Source organism: Pontibacter sp. HJ8 (assembly GCF_054824225.1).
On the sequence record NZ_JSYF01000582.1, the window covers coordinates 321 to 15,592 of the forward strand.

Annotated in this window: 20 protein-coding genes; 11 read left to right on the forward strand and 9 right to left on the reverse strand. The window is 49.5% G+C overall.

Annotated features, from left to right (window positions below; genetic code table 11):
• Window positions 1–440: 440 nt before the first annotated feature.
• From yihA to OB13_RS19605, 4 genes are all read left to right on the forward strand, one after another.
• Window positions 441–1,043, forward strand: a complete 603-nt coding sequence (gene yihA, locus OB13_RS19590; protein ID WP_461491873.1) for a ribosome biogenesis GTP-binding protein YihA/YsxC — start codon at window positions 441–443, stop codon at window positions 1,041–1,043.
• Window positions 1,044–1,117: 74 nt separating this feature from the next.
• Window positions 1,118–1,525, forward strand: coding sequence for an energy transducer TonB (locus tag OB13_RS19595; RefSeq protein WP_461491874.1), 408 nt, complete (start codon window positions 1,118–1,120; stop codon window positions 1,523–1,525).
• Window positions 1,526–1,547: 22 nt separating this feature from the next.
• Entirely contained in the window at window positions 1,548–2,039 is a 492-nt protein-coding gene (locus OB13_RS19600) for a DUF5606 family protein (protein WP_461491875.1), read from the forward strand.
• 76 nt (window positions 2,040–2,115) lie between these two features.
• Window positions 2,116–2,424 carry a hypothetical protein gene (locus tag OB13_RS19605; protein ID WP_461491876.1) on the forward strand — a complete coding sequence of 103 codons (309 nt, stop codon included), beginning with the start codon at window positions 2,116–2,118 and terminating at the stop codon, window positions 2,422–2,424.
• Here the strand turns inward: OB13_RS19605 and fbp are convergent.
• Window positions 2,421–3,434 (reverse strand): class 1 fructose-bisphosphatase, encoded by a 1,014-nt coding sequence (fbp, locus tag OB13_RS19610; RefSeq protein WP_461491877.1) that lies wholly within the window; start codon window positions 3,432–3,434, stop codon window positions 2,421–2,423. The two genes, OB13_RS19605 and fbp, sit on opposite strands and share 4 nt — an antisense overlap.
• Before the next feature lie 88 nt (window positions 3,435–3,522).
• Between fbp and OB13_RS19615 the strand changes: the two genes are divergently transcribed.
• From OB13_RS19615 to OB13_RS19630, 4 genes are all read left to right on the forward strand, one after another.
• Window positions 3,523–4,797, forward strand: a complete 1,275-nt coding sequence (locus OB13_RS19615; RefSeq protein WP_461491878.1) for an aspartate kinase — start codon at window positions 3,523–3,525, stop codon at window positions 4,795–4,797.
• Between the two features lie 298 nt (window positions 4,798–5,095).
• A complete protein-coding gene (locus OB13_RS19620) occupies window positions 5,096–5,869 on the forward strand; it encodes an enoyl-CoA hydratase-related protein (protein WP_461491879.1) in 774 nt (257 codons plus the stop codon).
• A gap of 285 nt (window positions 5,870–6,154) precedes the next feature.
• On the forward strand, window positions 6,155–6,619 hold the full coding sequence (locus OB13_RS19625; RefSeq protein ID WP_461491880.1) for a Fur family transcriptional regulator: 465 nt from the start codon (window positions 6,155–6,157) through the stop codon (window positions 6,617–6,619).
• A 29-nt stretch (window positions 6,620–6,648) separates the two neighbouring features.
• The gene (locus tag OB13_RS19630; protein ID WP_461491881.1) at window positions 6,649–7,287 is read left to right on the forward strand and encodes a redoxin domain-containing protein; all 639 of its coding nucleotides are present in this window, start codon (window positions 6,649–6,651) and stop codon (window positions 7,285–7,287) included.
• An 86-nt stretch (window positions 7,288–7,373) separates the two neighbouring features.
• Here OB13_RS19630 and OB13_RS19635 read toward each other — a convergent pair whose 3' ends face one another.
• From OB13_RS19635 to OB13_RS19645, 3 genes are all read right to left on the reverse strand, one after another.
• Window positions 7,374–7,799, reverse strand: a complete 426-nt coding sequence (locus OB13_RS19635; RefSeq protein ID WP_461491882.1) for a VOC family protein — start codon at window positions 7,797–7,799, stop codon at window positions 7,374–7,376.
• Window positions 7,800–7,899: 100 nt separating this feature from the next.
• On the reverse strand, window positions 7,900–8,541 hold the full coding sequence (locus OB13_RS19640; protein ID WP_461491883.1) for an HAD family hydrolase: 642 nt from the start codon (window positions 8,539–8,541) through the stop codon (window positions 7,900–7,902).
• A 129-nt stretch (window positions 8,542–8,670) separates the two neighbouring features.
• Window positions 8,671–9,591 carry a ClpXP adapter SpxH family protein gene (locus OB13_RS19645; protein ID WP_461491884.1) on the reverse strand — a complete coding sequence of 307 codons (921 nt, stop codon included), beginning with the start codon at window positions 9,589–9,591 and terminating at the stop codon, window positions 8,671–8,673.
• A gap of 146 nt (window positions 9,592–9,737) precedes the next feature.
• Here OB13_RS19645 and OB13_RS19650 point away from each other — a divergent pair, with 146 nt between their 5' ends.
• Window positions 9,738–10,052 carry a winged helix-turn-helix transcriptional regulator gene (locus OB13_RS19650; protein WP_461491885.1) on the forward strand — a complete coding sequence of 105 codons (315 nt, stop codon included), beginning with the start codon at window positions 9,738–9,740 and terminating at the stop codon, window positions 10,050–10,052.
• Here the strand turns inward: OB13_RS19650 and OB13_RS19655 are convergent.
• From OB13_RS19655 to OB13_RS19675, 5 genes are all read right to left on the reverse strand, one after another.
• Complete coding sequence (locus OB13_RS19655) at window positions 10,044–10,316, reverse strand: fluoride efflux transporter FluC (RefSeq protein WP_461491892.1); 273 nt, start codon at window positions 10,314–10,316, stop codon at window positions 10,044–10,046. The genes OB13_RS19650 and OB13_RS19655 overlap by 9 nt on opposite strands.
• 253 nt (window positions 10,317–10,569) lie before the next feature.
• The gene (locus tag OB13_RS19660; RefSeq protein WP_461491886.1) at window positions 10,570–11,052 is read right to left on the reverse strand and encodes a GNAT family N-acetyltransferase; all 483 of its coding nucleotides are present in this window, start codon (window positions 11,050–11,052) and stop codon (window positions 10,570–10,572) included.
• A 7-nt stretch (window positions 11,053–11,059) separates the two neighbouring features.
• Window positions 11,060–11,338: a trimeric intracellular cation channel family protein gene (locus OB13_RS19665; RefSeq protein ID WP_461491887.1), complete on the reverse strand. Its 279-nt coding sequence runs from the start codon at window positions 11,336–11,338 to the stop codon at window positions 11,060–11,062.
• Window positions 11,339–11,727: 389 nt separating this feature from the next.
• On the reverse strand, window positions 11,728–12,486 hold the full coding sequence (locus tag OB13_RS19670) for an AbiH family protein (protein WP_461491888.1): 759 nt from the start codon (window positions 12,484–12,486) through the stop codon (window positions 11,728–11,730).
• The gene (locus OB13_RS19675; protein ID WP_461491889.1) at window positions 12,467–12,721 is read right to left on the reverse strand and encodes an AbiH family protein; all 255 of its coding nucleotides are present in this window, start codon (window positions 12,719–12,721) and stop codon (window positions 12,467–12,469) included. Before OB13_RS19675 ends, OB13_RS19670 begins: the two co-directional genes overlap by 20 nt.
• A 288-nt stretch (window positions 12,722–13,009) precedes the next feature.
• Here OB13_RS19675 and OB13_RS19680 point away from each other — a divergent pair, with 288 nt between their 5' ends.
• Together OB13_RS19680 and rsgA are read left to right on the forward strand one after the other, a co-directional pair.
• Window positions 13,010–14,260 carry a 3-deoxy-D-manno-octulosonic acid transferase gene (locus tag OB13_RS19680; RefSeq protein ID WP_461491890.1) on the forward strand — a complete coding sequence of 417 codons (1,251 nt, stop codon included), beginning with the start codon at window positions 13,010–13,012 and terminating at the stop codon, window positions 14,258–14,260.
• A complete protein-coding gene (gene rsgA / locus OB13_RS19685; RefSeq protein ID WP_461491891.1) occupies window positions 14,257–15,180 on the forward strand; it encodes a ribosome small subunit-dependent GTPase A in 924 nt (307 codons plus the stop codon). The genes OB13_RS19680 and rsgA overlap by 4 nt, the downstream gene beginning before the upstream one ends.
• Window positions 15,181–15,272: the final 92 nt, after the last annotated feature.

Here is a 15,272-nt window from a genome sequence, read left to right on the forward strand (position 1 = left end):
ACACTACACTGTATATTTTTTATTAAAGATAGTAAAATTTGCAGACGCTTTATCATTGGTTCCCGGGATAAAAGGAGTTCGCCTGGATTTGAAATCAGCTCATTCTTAGTTCCTCCTGTAGCAAGCATACCTCGTTTGCACGCGGGACATCACCTTTTGAACCCTGCTTCCTGTGTTTGGAGGAAGGTATACCTCCTCCAAAACCACTACCGTTCCTTCGTTGGCTTCAGCCGGGCGTCAGGTATAGCTGGCGATAGCAGCGAGTACCTAACAGACCGGCAGCGGCTTTAACTGTATGTTCATAAAATAATGGTAAATTTGAAGCTAACAGTGTACGGCTTTGCCGCCCGGTGCCTGAAGCCGTACATCAATCTGAAACTATAGCCCTGTCGCGAAAGCTCTCAAAAGCTCATTCGGGCAAGGCCCAAGCATGCTACAGTATGGTTATTAAAGAGGCAAAATTTTTAGTGAGCAATACGCGGGTGGACCTCTGCCCCGAAGCCACCAAACCGGAATATGCCTTTATCGGGCGCTCCAACGTAGGCAAGTCGTCGCTCATCAACATGCTCACCGAGCAAAAAAGCCTGGCCAAGACCTCCCAGACGCCGGGCAAAACACAGCTGATCAACCACTTCCTGATCAACAACCAATGGTACCTGGTCGACTTACCCGGCTATGGCTACGCCAAAGTGGGCAAAGAGTCGCGGGAGCAGTGGCGCAAGATGATCAACTATTACCTGATGAAGCGGGAGAACCTCACCTGCGTATTCGTGCTGATCGACTCGCGCCACGAGCCGATGAAGGTGGACCTGGACTTTATTAATTACCTCGGCAATCTTGGCGTTCCTTTTGTACTGGTGTTTACCAAAATGGACAAGCAGTCGGCTGCTAAGACAGACTCAACCATAGCAGCCTACGCGCGTAAGATGCAGGAAACCTGGGACGAATTGCCACGCATGTTCAAAACGTCAGCAGTAGACAGAACCGGGCGCGATGAGATACTCAACTTCATAGAGGAGGTAAACGCGCAGGTCGAGGGCTAAGCGACTGGTGCACAGGGCATGCAATTCGGGTCAGAGGGTGCCCAGGTACACTCACACTTAAATTGTTTCCCCTTATGAAAAGTAAAATCTCAATTTTGTTTCTTTTATTTGCCTTCGTATCCTTCACCGCCACTGCCCAGACAGCAGTTGCCAAGCAGGAGCCCAAAGAAGACAAGGTCTGGATGCCGTCCAAGCCCATTCCGGTAGCGGAGTATTATCCTGGCGGACAGGAAGCCATGTATACCTTCATTGACAAGCAGTTGAACTACCCGGCTATGGCCCGGCGCAACCGCGTGCAGGGAGAGTGTATCATCAGCTTCACCCTGAATGAGGATGGCTCTACTTCCGGGTTTAAAATATTGAAAAATGCGGGCGCAGGCACCGGAGAGGAGGCACAGCGCATTGCACAGCTTTTAAAATTCAAGGCTCCTGGCCCCGGCTTCGGCATGGTAGTCAGTTTGCCGATTGCATTCAAACTATAACCAACAGTTTTTATACCTTATTATGCCTATTGATTTAAGACAAGTTGCTGCCATTGCCGGCATGAGCGGTCTTTACCGCATCGTAAAGCCAACACGTAATGGCGTGATCGTTGAAAGCCTTTCTGAAAACCCAACCCGCCTGGTAGCCCAGGCACGTCACCGACTGTCGTTGCTGGACGAAATCTCCATCTATACGACCGATGAGGAGGCGACTGTGCCCCTGGCGGAGGTATTTGACCGCATTCACCAGAAGTACAACAGCGACCTGCCGCTCAGCGAAAAACCATCTGATGATGAACTCAAGAGCTTTATGGCAGCAGTACTGCCGGACTATGACGATGAGCGCGTGTATATTTCGGACATGAAAAAGCTTGCCAGCTGGTACCTGATTGTAAACAAGCACATGGAGTTTACAGCAGGGGAAGAAGCACCGGAAGCGGACAAGGCCGGAGAGAGCGAGGAAACTGAGAAAGAAGCCGATACGAAATCAAAGGCGAAGAAGACCAAGAAATAGCTCAAATAGAAAAAGCCCTCCGTCATACGAGGGCTTTTTTTTCTTTCTGTATCCTAACAAAACTATAACTCAGCTTATGGCTTACCCTCCTGCTCTACTCTCCAGTGCAGCCAGGCAACTACAACGTGTCTTCGAAGCAGACGACCTGCAGGCGGCTGATGAAGAAGAACTGCACCGGCACGTGGCGCGCATGGTACAGCATCTGCTCCGCCGCAATCTCAACCACCTGCTGCATATCCTGTACCGGATCGATGTGGAGGAACAGCAGGTAAAACAGGCCATGCTGGCAGAAAGCGAAGAGGCAGTGGCCGGCAACATTGCCCGCCTGATCATAAAGCGGGAACTGCAGAAGGCGCAGACCCGCTTCCGGTATAGTCAGAATTAGTTTGCCTGCAAGCTGACTTCAGCATGCATAAATTTCTCCACCATATCCACCATATCGGCAGAACCCAGGATGAGCGGGGACCGCTGGTGCAGTTCGGTGGGCTCCACCTCCATAATTCTTCTGTTACCGTCCGATGCCTTGCCACCGGCCTGCTCTACGATAAAAGCCAGCGGGTTGCACTCATACAACAGCCGGAGTTTTCCGTTCGGCGACTTTGCCGTAGCCGGGTAAATGTATACGCCTCCCTTGATCATGTTCCGGTGGAAATCTGCCACCAATGAGCCAATGTAGCGGCCGCTGTAGTCATTCTCCTTGCAGTAGGACAGGTAGTTTTTGATACCTTCCGGAAAGCTGTTATAGCCGCCTTCGTTGCAGGAGTAGATGGTGCCGGTTTTGGGTGTGGTCATGTTCGGGTGGGACAGGAAAAACTCGCCCAGCGAAGGCTCATACGTAAAGCCGTTTACCCCATGCCCGGTCGTGTACACGAGCATCGTAGAGGATCCGTACACGATGTAGCCGGCAGCGATCTGGTGAGTGCCGTTCTGCAGGCAATCCGCTTCTGTGCCTTCTTCGCCTACATTGGAAAGCCGGCGGTAAATAGAGAATATAGTACCGATCGAAACGTTCACATCTATGTTGGAGGAACCATCGAGCGGATCGATGGCTACAATATATTTCCCTCTGGTGTTGCCGGTATGAATGATCTCGTCTTCTTCTTCCGAGATGATCGTGCAGACCTCGCCTCCGTTGCGCAAAGCACGTATAAAGCGGATGTTGGCAATGACGTCCAGTTTCTGCTGATCCTCGCCCTGAACGTTCTGCTGCCCGTAGGCCCCGGAAACATCCATCAGGCCGGCACGGTTAATTTCACGGTTTACGATTTTGGCAGCCAGCGCTATGTCGCGCAGCAACTGCGACAGCTCTCCGGTAGCAAAAGGAAAATCTTCCTGTTTTCTCATTATAAACCTATCAAGCGTTGTGCCGACAGGGAGCGCTAGTTTGTCATTCATATGGCGAAAATTAAATATATAGCAACAAAAATATAACTTTTTGATACATAACCGAAGGATACTTACATTTACGCTGCAAGAGTCAAAAATGATGAAAGTATACAAGTTTGGAGGTGCCTCTGTCAAAAGCGCCGATGCCCTGCGCAACCTGGCCCATATCGTGCAAAACTATGGCGGAAGGCAACAACTGCTGCTGGTGATCTCCGCCATGGGTAAAACGACCAATGCCCTGGAGCAGGTATACGACCTGGCTTTCCGGAAACAGGACTTCGGACCTGCCCTCAGCCAGTGCCAGTTATACCATTCCGCTATCGTGCAAGAGCTTTTTCCTCAACAGGAAAACCCTATATACGGGCGCCTCGATCTTCTGTTTTCCCAACTGCAGCATCAATTGCAAACGATTGCGGAGCTCACAAGTGGCAACTATGATCAGCTGTATGATCAGGTGGTGAGTTACGGCGAGTTAATATCTTCTACCATAGTGCATTACTACCTGCTGCAGGAGGATCTGACAAACACCTGGATCGATAGCAGAAAATATATTCAGACTGAAAATACCTGGCGCGAAGCGAAGGTAGACTGGGCCTGGACGGAACGTGTTATGAAGCGCGATCTACCGGCCATTCTGCAACACCAGCTGATCGTTACGCAGGGGTTCCTGGGCGGAACCAACAACGGTTTAACCACTACCCTGGGGCGTGAAGGATCAGACTTCAGTGGCGCCATCTTTGCCTACTGCCTGGATGCCGAGGGGCTCTATATCTGGAAGGACGTGGAAGGACTGCTCAACGCGGACCCCAAACGCTTTGCCCGTACCGTGCGTTACCCCGAGCTTTCTTACCAGGAAACCGTGGAAATGGCTTACTACGGTGCCTCCGTCATACACCCCAAAACCATAAAGCCGCTGGCCAACAAGCACATACCCCTGTATGTGAAGTCTTTCCTGAACCCTGCCGGCGAAGGCACCAAAATATGCGACTGCCGGTTTGAGGTAATGGCTCCGGCTTACATTGTCAAAGACGAGCAATGCCTGGTTTCTTTCAGTGCCAAAGATTTTGCCTTCATCAGCGAAAAAAACCTGGGCACCATTTTCAATGCCCTATCGGAGCTTCGTATCAAGATCAACCTGATGCAGAACTCGGCCATCTCGTTCTCCATCTGCACCGACCTGCATGAGGCGCGGTTGCAAAAGCTGATCGATACGCTGCAGGACCAGTTCAGCATACACTACAACACGCAGCTGCAGCTTTTTACGATCAAAAATTACGACAACGACAGCGTGCAGGAAATCCTGACCGGGAAGGAAGTCCTGCTGGAGCAACGCACCAGAACTACGTTTCAGGTGGTGTGTAAGGTAAAGTAGCTTTCTACCAATCGGAGGAATTGATGCTATTATTCAACTGGCGCGAATCTCCAGATTCGTGATCAGGTATAAAATTGAGTTTGTAACTCAACGGGCTCGCAGAGCCCAACATTCCCCTTTGATTTTGCTATACCTGTATATAACGGCGATGCTTCCCTATACCTTGAAGGCGCTTTGCAAACCCGACGTTATACCTTGACACGGAAATAATTCCCGCGCCGGAGCTAGCCAATTGAGCCTGGCTTTTTGTGCTATACCTAAAAACTGTAAATTCACCGAAACCAAATTTGACCTGACTATGGAATTTATACTGGTAACCCCACAGGCGCGCCCACATGTCGCCCTCATCCAGCTCAACCGTCCCAAAGAACTCAACGCGCTCAACCTGCAACTGATGGGCGAACTGCGCGATGCCCTCAAACAGCTCGATGAGGATGACGCGGTGCGCACGATCATCATCACGGGCAACGAACGGGCCTTCGCAGCCGGCGCTGACATCAAGCAGATGGCCGGCAAAACGGCGATCGACATGCTCAACGTGGACCAGTTCTCAACCTGGGACCAGATCCGGAAAACCAAGAAGCCGATCATTGCGGCTGTATCGGGATTCGCGCTCGGCGGTGGCTGTGAACTGGCCATGACCTGCGACATGATCATCGCATCCGAAACGGCTATGTTCGGGCAGCCCGAGATCAAAATCGGGGTCATGCCGGGAGCCGGCGGCACCCAGCGCCTGACCAAAGCCATCGGCAAGGCCAAAGCCATGGAAATGGTGCTGACCGGAAAGTTTATGTCGGCTGATGAAGCCGAAAAACAGGGCCTCATCAACCGCGTGGTGCCGGTCGAGCTATACCTGGAAGAAGCCTTCCGGCTGGCAGCTGACATTGCCCAGATGTCGCCAGTCGCAGCCAGACTGGCAAAAGAATCTGTGAACCGCTCTTTTGAAACGCAGCTGGACGAGGGCCTCCACTTTGAGCGCAAGAACTTTTACCTCTGCTTCGCCTCCGAAGATCAGACAGAAGGGATGAACGCTTTTGTGGAAAAACGCAAGCCGGAGTTTAAGGGAAGATAGAGGGAGTTTAGGATTTTAAGAGTTTAGGAGGTAGAGAGGTATAGAGATATCATACGTTACGCTGGGTTAACCTTGCGCTATACCTGGCGGGAACTCCACCCTCATCACAAAACCATCCGGATACTTTAGATTTCTGGATGGTTTTGTGCTATTGCTCAAGCACTTATAACCTTCTTAGTTTTCTCCTTTACAGAAAGATAATGCAGCTTTGCTTGCGAAACAATTCCTTTTACCCTACCTTTGCAGGAAATATTATCAAGTAAGAATAATTATTATCTAGTATTTATGCAAAACCTGACCCGGGAAGAATTACGACAACGCCTGACCACGTGCGGTCTTAAAGCTACGCACCAGCGCATTGTTGTGTTCGAAGCGGTGACAGAGTTGCATGGACACCATCCGGTAGCCGAAGAGGTATACCAGCGGCTGAAGCCTGCCAACCCAAGCATCTCGCTGGGTACGGTATACAAAACGCTCGATACCTTTGTGGAGAGTGGCCTTATCAACCGCGTGTTCACAGAGGAAGGCGGCAAACGCTACGATCCCAATACAGTAGCCCACAGCCACATCTATTGCAGCAACACCAAAGAGATCATTGATTTCGAAGACACCGAGCTGGACCAGCTGCTGCTGGATTTCTTTAAAAAGAGAAGCATGGAAAACTTCGAAATCAAAGCTTTGTCGGTGCAGCTGACAGGGAACAAAAAAGAGCCGGACAAGCAAATCAGTATTTCACGAGTATCTAAATAGATTTTTTAAAATTAAAACACACAATAAGAATGGCAGTATTAGTAGGTAAAAAAGCACCTTCATTTAAGGCAACAGCAGTAGTAAACGGTGAATTCGTAGAAGACTTCTCTCTGGAGCAGTACATTGGCAAGAAGCACGTTATTTTCTACTTCTACCCAATGGACTTCACCTTCGTTTGCCCTACCGAGATCATCGCATTCCAGGAAAGAATGGCGGAGTTCGACCGTAAGAATGTAGCTGTGGTAGGTTGCTCAACCGATACACATTTTTCTCACTTTGCATGGCTGAACACACCTCAGAACCAGGGTGGTATCGAAGGCGTGGAGTACCCGCTGGTAGCTGATGCTACGAAGACGATCTCTACTAACTTCGACGTACTAGCCGGCCACTACGACTACAACGAAGAAGGCGAAATGACTTTTGTAGGTGAGCCGGTGGCGTACCGTGGTCTGTTCCTGATCGACAAAGAAGGTGTAGTGCGTCACCAGGTTGTAAACGACCTGCCACTTGGCCGCTCTATCGACGAGGCGATCCGCATGGTGGATGCGCTGCAGTACTTTGAGGAGAAAGGCGAAGTTTGCCCTGCCAACTGGTCAGAAGGCAAAGAAGCCATGCAGGCTACAAAAGAAGGCGTGTCCAACTACCTGGCTGGCAAGTCTGCTCACTAAGAAGCATTTTCAGCATACATAAAAAGCCCCTGCTCATGCAGGGGCTTTTTGTTTTTTATCAGGTATAGCAGACAAAGAACTGCGTGCTATTGTTCGTAGTCGTAGTTGACCATCCAGTGTATCCCGAACTTGTCGGTGAACATCCCAAACAGAGCGCCCCAGAACGTTTTGTTGAGGGCCATGGTTACCGTTCCACCTGCTGACAGACCGTCGAACAGCCGCTTGGCTTCCTCTTCGTTATCCGCATTGATGGAGATGGCAAAATTGTTGCCCATGATAGTCGCATGCCCGAACGCCTCCGATGAATCGCTCCCCATCAGGACAGTTTCTTTGCTGATCGGCAGGGAGATGTGCATGATCTTGTTCCCTTCTGACTCGGGAATGGGTTGCTCAGAAGGCATGTCCTTAAAGCGGCCCATATACGGGAACTCACCGCCAAATACGGATCTGTAGAAATTAAAAGCCTCTTCGCAGTTGCCGGCAAAGGTCAGGTAAGGGTTGATAGCTGCCATGTTATTTTTCAGGTTGGTTGATACTGGTTCACGTTTCTCAAATATAAGCCAATATAGATATTTGGCAACACGTGCCCCCCAAACTTTATTCTCGCGCAAGCTACTTCCGCTCGTAGGGCACCAGCTTTCCTTTCTTCACCAGCCAGGCTTTCTCTGCATGATCCAGTATGTCTTCCTTGCTGTCGGAGTAGGCTTCTATGATCTTGTAGGTCTTGCCGTTAAATTGCTTATCCAGTCTTTTTATTTTTTCTTCCGCTTTGCAGGCTTTCCCGTCTACCAGGTAGGTGTTATCCACATAGTTGGCTTTGGTCCCGAAGAACTCATCTATCGGGTATAGCTCAAACAGGGGCTTCACATAAATCTCCAGCGCGCCCGTGGCACAAATCACCTTTACCCCCTCCTTCTTCAGCTTGTCCAGGCGCTGTTTGATCTCCTGGTTGAACTCCCCCGGGTACTCCTGCTGCCAGAACTCCCGGGCGTAGGCCTCGACCTGCTTCGGGGGCAGATTGTCCAGGTAGTTGAAAAAGTTCTCCTTGAACTCGGTTTGCCGGATCTGATGCGTCTTCAGCAGCAGCTTGAAGTAGAGCATCTGGGCATAATAGGCCAGTTTGTGCGGTTTTTTAGCGCTGACAAACTTGAAGAATTCATCCTTGGAGCTCTTGTTGTAGAAGGTTCCGTTCAGGTCAAAAACCACAACCCGTACTGCCTTCTCCTCATTCCCCGATCCTTCCTCTTTTTTCATATTCCTTGTTGTTTTTAGGTACGTGTAGTACGAAAAACAGGCAGTCGGGGCTGGAGGAACAGGCCTATAAAAGGTATAGGAGAGCCCTTGCAGGGGCTCTCCTATACCTTCAGGTTACTATGTTAACGCTTAGAACTTCTTCCACAAGGCACCGTTCTTAGAGGCTTGCTTCCCTATTCTGCCTTGCTCGCTCAGTTCCTGCAGGTAGGCTTCTGCTTCGCTCGTTTTCTTACCTGCCAGCACGGCAAACTCTTTGGTCGTGAGCGTAGGGTAATTGGCAAAAAGGGAGGTATAGGCGGTATCAATGGTTTGCTTTACCACCTCCGGATGGAGCTGCAGCAGGGCCTGCTCATAAAGCTCGTAAGGGCGCGAACCGTATACCAGGATGCGGTTATCGGCTTCGTCTGTCACAAAGATCGTCGGGAAGCCCCGCACGCCTAGTTGCCGGGCCAGCGCCAGATCTTGCTGGAACAGCTGCACCGCTTTGCCTTCATAGTCCGCCTTGAGCTGTGCGGCATCCAGGCCGGTATCCAGGGCTGCCTGCTGCAGGTTTTCCCAACGGGCAATATTCTTCTTCTCCAGAAAGATCATCTCCTTTATTCTTCTCAGGAACTTCACGGCTTTTTCTTCGCCTTGCAGCTGCGCCGCTTTAAAGGCGATGGAAGGCGGGTAAGAGGAGGGCAGCGGGTCTTCCAGCCACAGGTCTCCGTCTATCGGCATTTCGTAGTGGGCACCGGCTTCTTCCCAGTGCTGGGCCACGCTGGCTGGGCCGTTTACGTCGCGGCCACCGTAGGCTTCCCAGCTCGGCAGCAGCCCGCCCATGCGGTACTCTATCTCGAAGTAGTGACCATACTCCAGCGCCAGTTTCTTGAGCTGCGGATCGATGCCCCAGCACGAGGAGCAGATCGGGTCGGTAAAGTACAGCAGCTTGATCGGCTTTTTAGAAGCTGCTATGTTGGTGTCTTCCGTCGTTGCCTGTGTACCAGGCATCTCGCAAATACCGGTTTCGGTATCGCACAGCAGCAGGTTATTTTTTGATTGCTCTTTCATTTCTATTCTGGTTTTGCGTTGAACATGGTAAAAGCGGGCCTTTCGGTTTTGAAGAAGCAGGCTATATGCCTTGCCTTCCTGGCCGTTTTACCTTACTTTTACAAAGGTCAGGATATAAGTAGGGAGAGTCAATTAGTCAAAAAAACATGACTACCAACAATTTTTCACAAGAAGATGCGAGCTGCCCAGCAGAAGGGATGTTGAGGCAATTTTCCGGGAAATGGAAGCCCCAGATCTTCCGGCTGGCGCTGGATGGCCCGGTGCGTTTTAACAGCCTGCTGCGTCAGTTGCCCGGCTCCAACAAGCAGTCGGTGGCTACGGCGCTGAAAGAGATGGAGGAGGCGGATATTCTGGTGAAGACTGTGGTGCAGGAGAAGCCCCTTCACATAGAGTATACCTTGTCGGAAAAAGGGCTGGAGATGGTTTCGGTTTTCAGAAACATGGAAGGCTTACTAGGCTGATCTGCTATGCCAGCTTGACCAGCCATATCCCGGCAAATGTAGCCAGTACCCCCACTGCACACTTGCCAGCATGTAAAGTACAGCCTGCCCGTACTGCTCTGTCTGCAGCATGAAAACCGACTCCAGCGAGAAAGCAGAGTAGGTGGTAGAACCGCCCAGTGCCCCCCTGGAGACTAACGCAAAGATCAGCCCCATCAAAAAGCAGCCGATCAGGTTACCACCAAAGGTGCCAAACGGAAATGCAACAGTAACGCGGGTCTGAATAAACTAGGAGAGAAGCAGCGCATGACACCCCAATACAGCTTCCTGCCCCTACGGCTAAAAGTATCTTCATGTAGATAAGATTAATCCTGTAAGTATAAAAGCAGGGCTTTCTACACTTTCTACAAGGGTATAACCAGGATGCGCAGTATAACTGTCATTCTCATCAGGATATTCGCTTAGGTTTGCCAGCCTGAGGCTGAATTAATTGGCGGCCAGTGTAAATGCTGCCGTTATATACAAACTTACTTTACTGTTATAGGTCCTTCAACATCCAAATATTGCAGGCGTAGTGGCCGGAGTTGCCTAGTGCATGCGATATTCGCCTGAATCCTGCTTTCTCATACATCGACACGGCCCTGGCCAGTTCGGGAAACGACTCCAGGTATAGCTGCTTGTAGCCAAGCTCCCGGGCGGCCGCTATACTTTGCTGCATCAGTTGGTTGCCAATGCCCTTGCCCCTGGCTTCGGCTGCGAGGTAAAACTTCACCAATTCCGCACAGCCTTTAGGCAGGCCTTCGGTTGGGTATACGCCGCAACCGCCTACAATTTCGCCATCTACTTCGGCCACAAAGTAGGCGCTGGCTGGCTGCTGAAAAAGCTCATACAAAGCGTCGGTGGTCGGGTCGGTATACACCGTGCCGGGCTTGTCGATCTTAAACTCCCGGAAGACCTGCCGGATTAAGATAGCCAGTGGCTCGTTGTCGGACGGCTGAATGGGGCGGATGGTAAGAGACATATTTGTGTTATAGTTTGTTGGGTTCTTCCCTGTCATCAGGCTTCACAGGACTCATGACAGGCAAATGGATATTAAACTTCTCAGCTACTACGCGCACCAGTATCACGACCAAAGCCGCCATCAGTTCTGTTATGCTCGTCGAAAAGTTGAGCTGTGTGCACAGGTAGTAGAAGAGCCCGCCCGCTACACAAACAAGCGCATAAATATTACGGCGCAACAGGAGCGGCACTTCGTTTTGCAGTACATCCCGGATGAGCTCACCAACCGAGGCTGTAATAGCTCCCATCACGATTGCCACCTAGAAGGGCAGCTGCGCCTCCAGACTTTTACTGATACCCACCACCTTGAACAGCCCTAGCCCGATGATGTAAGCCTCAAACCAGTCGATGTTCTTCCCGAAGCCAGCCTTATGCCGCTTATGGCAAACACAAAGTTTCCGGTTAGATCGATAATGGTGATGAAGATTCCTTCCAAGGGGGTGGTGAGGTTTGTGAGAAGTGGTCAGGGCTTTCTACTAGAAGTGTTTTTCAATCGATTGTAACATCATGCTGAAAAATAGTTGTAAGTCTCTATGCGAAGCTTGACTGCAAGAAAATGAAGTAGCAATCTGTGATTACCTATTATTAAGCCAATAAAAGTAATTATTTAACGTCTCGGTAAGAACAAACTTTTATCTTATTTTTCATTTTTTTTCAGGATTCCATCAAACATTCCTGTATTAAGCCCTATAAAAATCTTTTCTTCAACAACTTCCATTTCTTCTTCTGCCAGCTTTGTCTTGCTTAAGAAAAAATTTCTTAGAGTTCTTTCAGCTCGTGCTTGCATATGGCGTATTCTCGGTGAAATTTCAGCACCTCTAGAAAAAATAATCAGATGGCAATCCGACTTAAGTCTCTCGCCAATCAATTCCCACCATTTATTGTCAGTATCTCCAATTGAAGAACCAAAAACACAAATTAAGTTTGCCGAATTTATCTTATTAGTAAAATGTGAATCAATGTTGTTTCTATTCGCTCGATTGCATTCGCTCTTCACTATTGATTCTAAAATATCACGATTATGGTGAAATTTTTCATTTGAAATTTGAGATTTATCATTTACACCTATGACCATATCATTGTCTAAAAGACCGTGGATATGCTTTACTTCACCTAATCTGACAGTAGCTGTACTGGTATGATTAGCGAGAAGAATATTTTTATCCTTACCTCCTATTATTTTTTCAATTACGGTAGTGTAATTAAAAGTATAGATATCTAAGTTCCAATGATGGCCTCTCCATTTACTGTTAAGTACAATCAACCTCTCCTTATCTGCTGGCAAGAATACACTTTCAGGAAAGCTTAAATAGTTGAAAAATTTGCGCTGGTCACTTTCATAATTTTCAAGCTTCTGTTCTTCAAGGTAAAGATGTTTAGAAAGCTTCTCCCCCAATATCAATCAACACATCATCAAGTTCTTCTATTTTATCTAAGTGTTGGGTGTAATCCCCAAGTGCCAATTCTAAATCCGACCAGCTATCGTATGTTTTAGAAATATTTTCTTTTAAATTTTGAACATTGACATTATCGGATTCTACAGTAATGTAATAGTTATAAAAGTCTTTGTAACTAGTTTTCAACCCTAAATTTAGGTCGAATCCATTCCCAATAATGTAAAGTATTTGCATGAAAATTTATACCTATTCTAAATTCAACATCTAATCTTTTGTTAGCAATTGGTAAAGCTTGAGCATCGGTATTTAAGCCTAATGTCCATCGGCTAAATCCACAACTTATATTCAACCTATCAAATATACAATATCCATCTAACTCAACAAGTTATCATACCCCTTTCACAAAGTAAAAGCCCTTTACCACTATCCCTCCATAATACGCTATATTTGCAGCGTGAAATCAGCACCAAGACACTTTCATGTCTAGAAGTCACTGTGAGGTCACAGCCAGAACTATACATTTTGAAACTACTCTACGACATCGGACTGAAGGCTTACCAGGCAGCCATTGCGCTGGCAGCTCCTTTCCACGGGAAAGCAAAGCTCATGCGGCAGGGGCGCGAGCAGCAGTTTGAGCGGATGCAACAGGCACTGCAGGGTAACCAGGCGCCGGTGGTGTGGTTTCATTGTGCCTCGCTGGGAGAATTTGAGCAGGGCCGGCCGGTGATTGAGGCATTCCGGGAGGAATTTCCGGATTATAAAGTGGTGCTGACCTTCTTCTCTCCTTCGGGCTACGAGGTGCGTAAAAACTACGCGGGTGCTGACTATATCTTCTACCTGCCGCTTGACAGCCACCACAACGCCAACCGCTTTCTGGACCTTGTAAAGCCCCGGCTGGCGGTGTTTGTGAAGTATGAATTCTGGCACTACTACCTGCAGGCTCTGCAGCAGCGGGCTATACCTGTACTTTCCATTTCGGCCATTTTTCGCCCGGACCAGGTGTTCTTCAAGCCTTACGGAGACTTTAACCGCAACATGTTGCGCCGCTTCACGCACCTCTATACCCAAAACGAAACTTCCTTGAAGCTTCTGCAAGGTATAGGTATAGCCAAAGCCAGCGTAGCCGGCGACACCCGTTTTGACCGGGTGCTGCAGACAGCAGCGACTGTGAAAACTATACCTGTGGTAGCGGCTTTTGCAGCGGGGCAGCCTGTGTTCATGGTCGGCAGCAGCTGGCCCGCTGACATAGAAATTTTATTGCCCCTCCTCCAGAAGTACCGGCAAAGCATCAAGTTTATCATTGCGCCACACGAAATTCACGAAAGCGGCATCAGTCAGCTCATGCAGCAGCTGGGCGAAGGTGCTGTTCGTTTCTCCAAAGCCAGTGCCGCAGAAGCGACCAGGTATAGCGTACTGGTGATCGACAACATCGGGATGCTCTCTTCGCTTTACAGCTACGGCACGTATGCTTATATCGGAGGGGCTTTTGGCAGAGGGCTGCACAATACGCTGGAAGCGGCTGTTTTCGGATTGCCGCTGTTCTTCGGGCCACGGTTTGAGAAGTTCCAGGAAGCAAAAGATCTGGTGGCGTTGGGTGCTGCTTTTCCGGTGCAGGATGCGCAGGAGTTGCTGGCAGCTTTTGCACAGGTATACCCCTCACAGGAGCGCTACGAAAGTATAACCACCAAGGAAAAACAATACGTACAAGAGCAGGCGGGCGCCACTGCTATTGTCATGAAAGACATAAAACGCCTGCTAAAACCATCGGAATGAAAGGAGTTGTTGTAAAATCTACGGGATCTTGGTACCTGGTGCGGGACGAAGAAAGAAAGTTGCACCGGGCACGCCTGCGCGGTAAGTTCAAGCTGAAAGGCATGAAGGTGAGCAATCCGCTGGCCGTAGGCGACCGGGTGGAGTTTGATGTGGAAACGACCGGCGAGGACACCGCCGTGATCCATAAGATCGAAGACCGCGAAAACTACATCATCCGGCAGTCCACCCATAAAACAGCCTACTCCCACATCATAGCCGCCAACCTGGACCAGGCCCTGCTCATTGCTACGCTGGTTTCGCCCCGTACCTCCTTTGGTTTCATGGACCGCTTCCTGGTGACGGCTGAGGCCTACGGTATACCGACTGTTATTGTGTATAACAAAACTGACCTCTACGACGAGGATATGCAGGAGTTCCAGCGCCAGATCAACTACCTCTACCAGAATATTGGTTATACCACCATGGCTATCTCGGCGCACACCAACGAAGGGATGGAAGACCTCAAAAACCTGCTACACGGCAAAACAACGTTGTTTTCCGGCCACTCCGGGGTAGGCAAGTCCACGCTCATCAACCTGATCGTGCCCGACCTGGAATTGAAAACATCTGAAATTTCCGGTTTTTCGGACAAAGGCGTGCACACCACGACCTTCGCCGAAATGTTTGAAATAGATCCGGAAACTTTCATCATCGATACGCCGGGCATTAAGGAATTAGGTATAGTCGATATTCCAAAAAACCAGTTGGGTCATTACTTCCCGGAAATGCGCGAGCGCATGAACCAGTGCCGCTTCAACAACTGCACCCACTTCAACGAACCCGGCTGCGCCATCATAGAAGCTGTGCGCAAAAACGAGATCGCCCTCACCCGCTACGAAAGCTACCTCAGCATACTACACGGCGGCGATAACAGGAAGTGATTTGAGTTTGGGAGGTAGAGAGTTTGGGAGTTGAGGAGTTAGAAAGTTAGAGAGTTAAAGTCCCGGGTCCAACCACCCCTGCCCCTCCTTAT

What these genes read in the sequence shown, in the direction of transcription:
- fbp (WP_461491877.1), bottom strand. Translation starts at nt 3,434, where the DNA reads ATGAATGACAAACTAGCGCTCCCTGTCGGCACAACGCTTGATAGGTTT.
- OB13_RS19620 (WP_461491879.1), top strand. Translation starts at nt 5,096, where the DNA reads ATGGAATTTATACTGGTAACCCCACAGGCGCGCCCACATGTCGCCCTC.
- OB13_RS19600 (WP_461491875.1), top strand. Translation starts at nt 1,548, where the DNA reads ATGCCTATTGATTTAAGACAAGTTGCTGCCATTGCCGGCATGAGCGGT.
- OB13_RS19675 (WP_461491889.1), bottom strand. Translation starts at nt 12,721, where the DNA reads ATGCAAATACTTTACATTATTGGGAATGGATTCGACCTAAATTTAGGG.
- OB13_RS19660 (WP_461491886.1), bottom strand. Translation starts at nt 11,052, where the DNA reads ATGTCTCTTACCATCCGCCCCATTCAGCCGTCCGACAACGAGCCACTG.
- OB13_RS19635 (WP_461491882.1), bottom strand. Translation starts at nt 7,799, where the DNA reads ATGGCAGCTATCAACCCTTACCTGACCTTTGCCGGCAACTGCGAAGAG.
- OB13_RS19630 (WP_461491881.1), top strand. Translation starts at nt 6,649, where the DNA reads ATGGCAGTATTAGTAGGTAAAAAAGCACCTTCATTTAAGGCAACAGCA.
- OB13_RS19615 (WP_461491878.1), top strand. Translation starts at nt 3,523, where the DNA reads ATGATGAAAGTATACAAGTTTGGAGGTGCCTCTGTCAAAAGCGCCGAT.
- OB13_RS19650 (WP_461491885.1), top strand. Translation starts at nt 9,738, where the DNA reads ATGACTACCAACAATTTTTCACAAGAAGATGCGAGCTGCCCAGCAGAA.
- OB13_RS19640 (WP_461491883.1), bottom strand. Translation starts at nt 8,541, where the DNA reads ATGAAAAAAGAGGAAGGATCGGGGAATGAGGAGAAGGCAGTACGGGTT.
- OB13_RS19665 (WP_461491887.1), bottom strand. Translation starts at nt 11,338, where the DNA reads ATGGGAGCTATTACAGCCTCGGTTGGTGAGCTCATCCGGGATGTACTG.
- OB13_RS19645 (WP_461491884.1), bottom strand. Translation starts at nt 9,591, where the DNA reads ATGAAAGAGCAATCAAAAAATAACCTGCTGCTGTGCGATACCGAAACC.
- OB13_RS19625 (WP_461491880.1), top strand. Translation starts at nt 6,155, where the DNA reads ATGCAAAACCTGACCCGGGAAGAATTACGACAACGCCTGACCACGTGC.
- rsgA (WP_461491891.1), top strand. Translation starts at nt 14,257, where the DNA reads ATGAAAGGAGTTGTTGTAAAATCTACGGGATCTTGGTACCTGGTGCGG.
- OB13_RS19605 (WP_461491876.1), top strand. Translation starts at nt 2,116, where the DNA reads ATGGCTTACCCTCCTGCTCTACTCTCCAGTGCAGCCAGGCAACTACAA.
- yihA (WP_461491873.1), top strand. Translation starts at nt 441, where the DNA reads ATGGTTATTAAAGAGGCAAAATTTTTAGTGAGCAATACGCGGGTGGAC.
- OB13_RS19595 (WP_461491874.1), top strand. Translation starts at nt 1,118, where the DNA reads ATGAAAAGTAAAATCTCAATTTTGTTTCTTTTATTTGCCTTCGTATCC.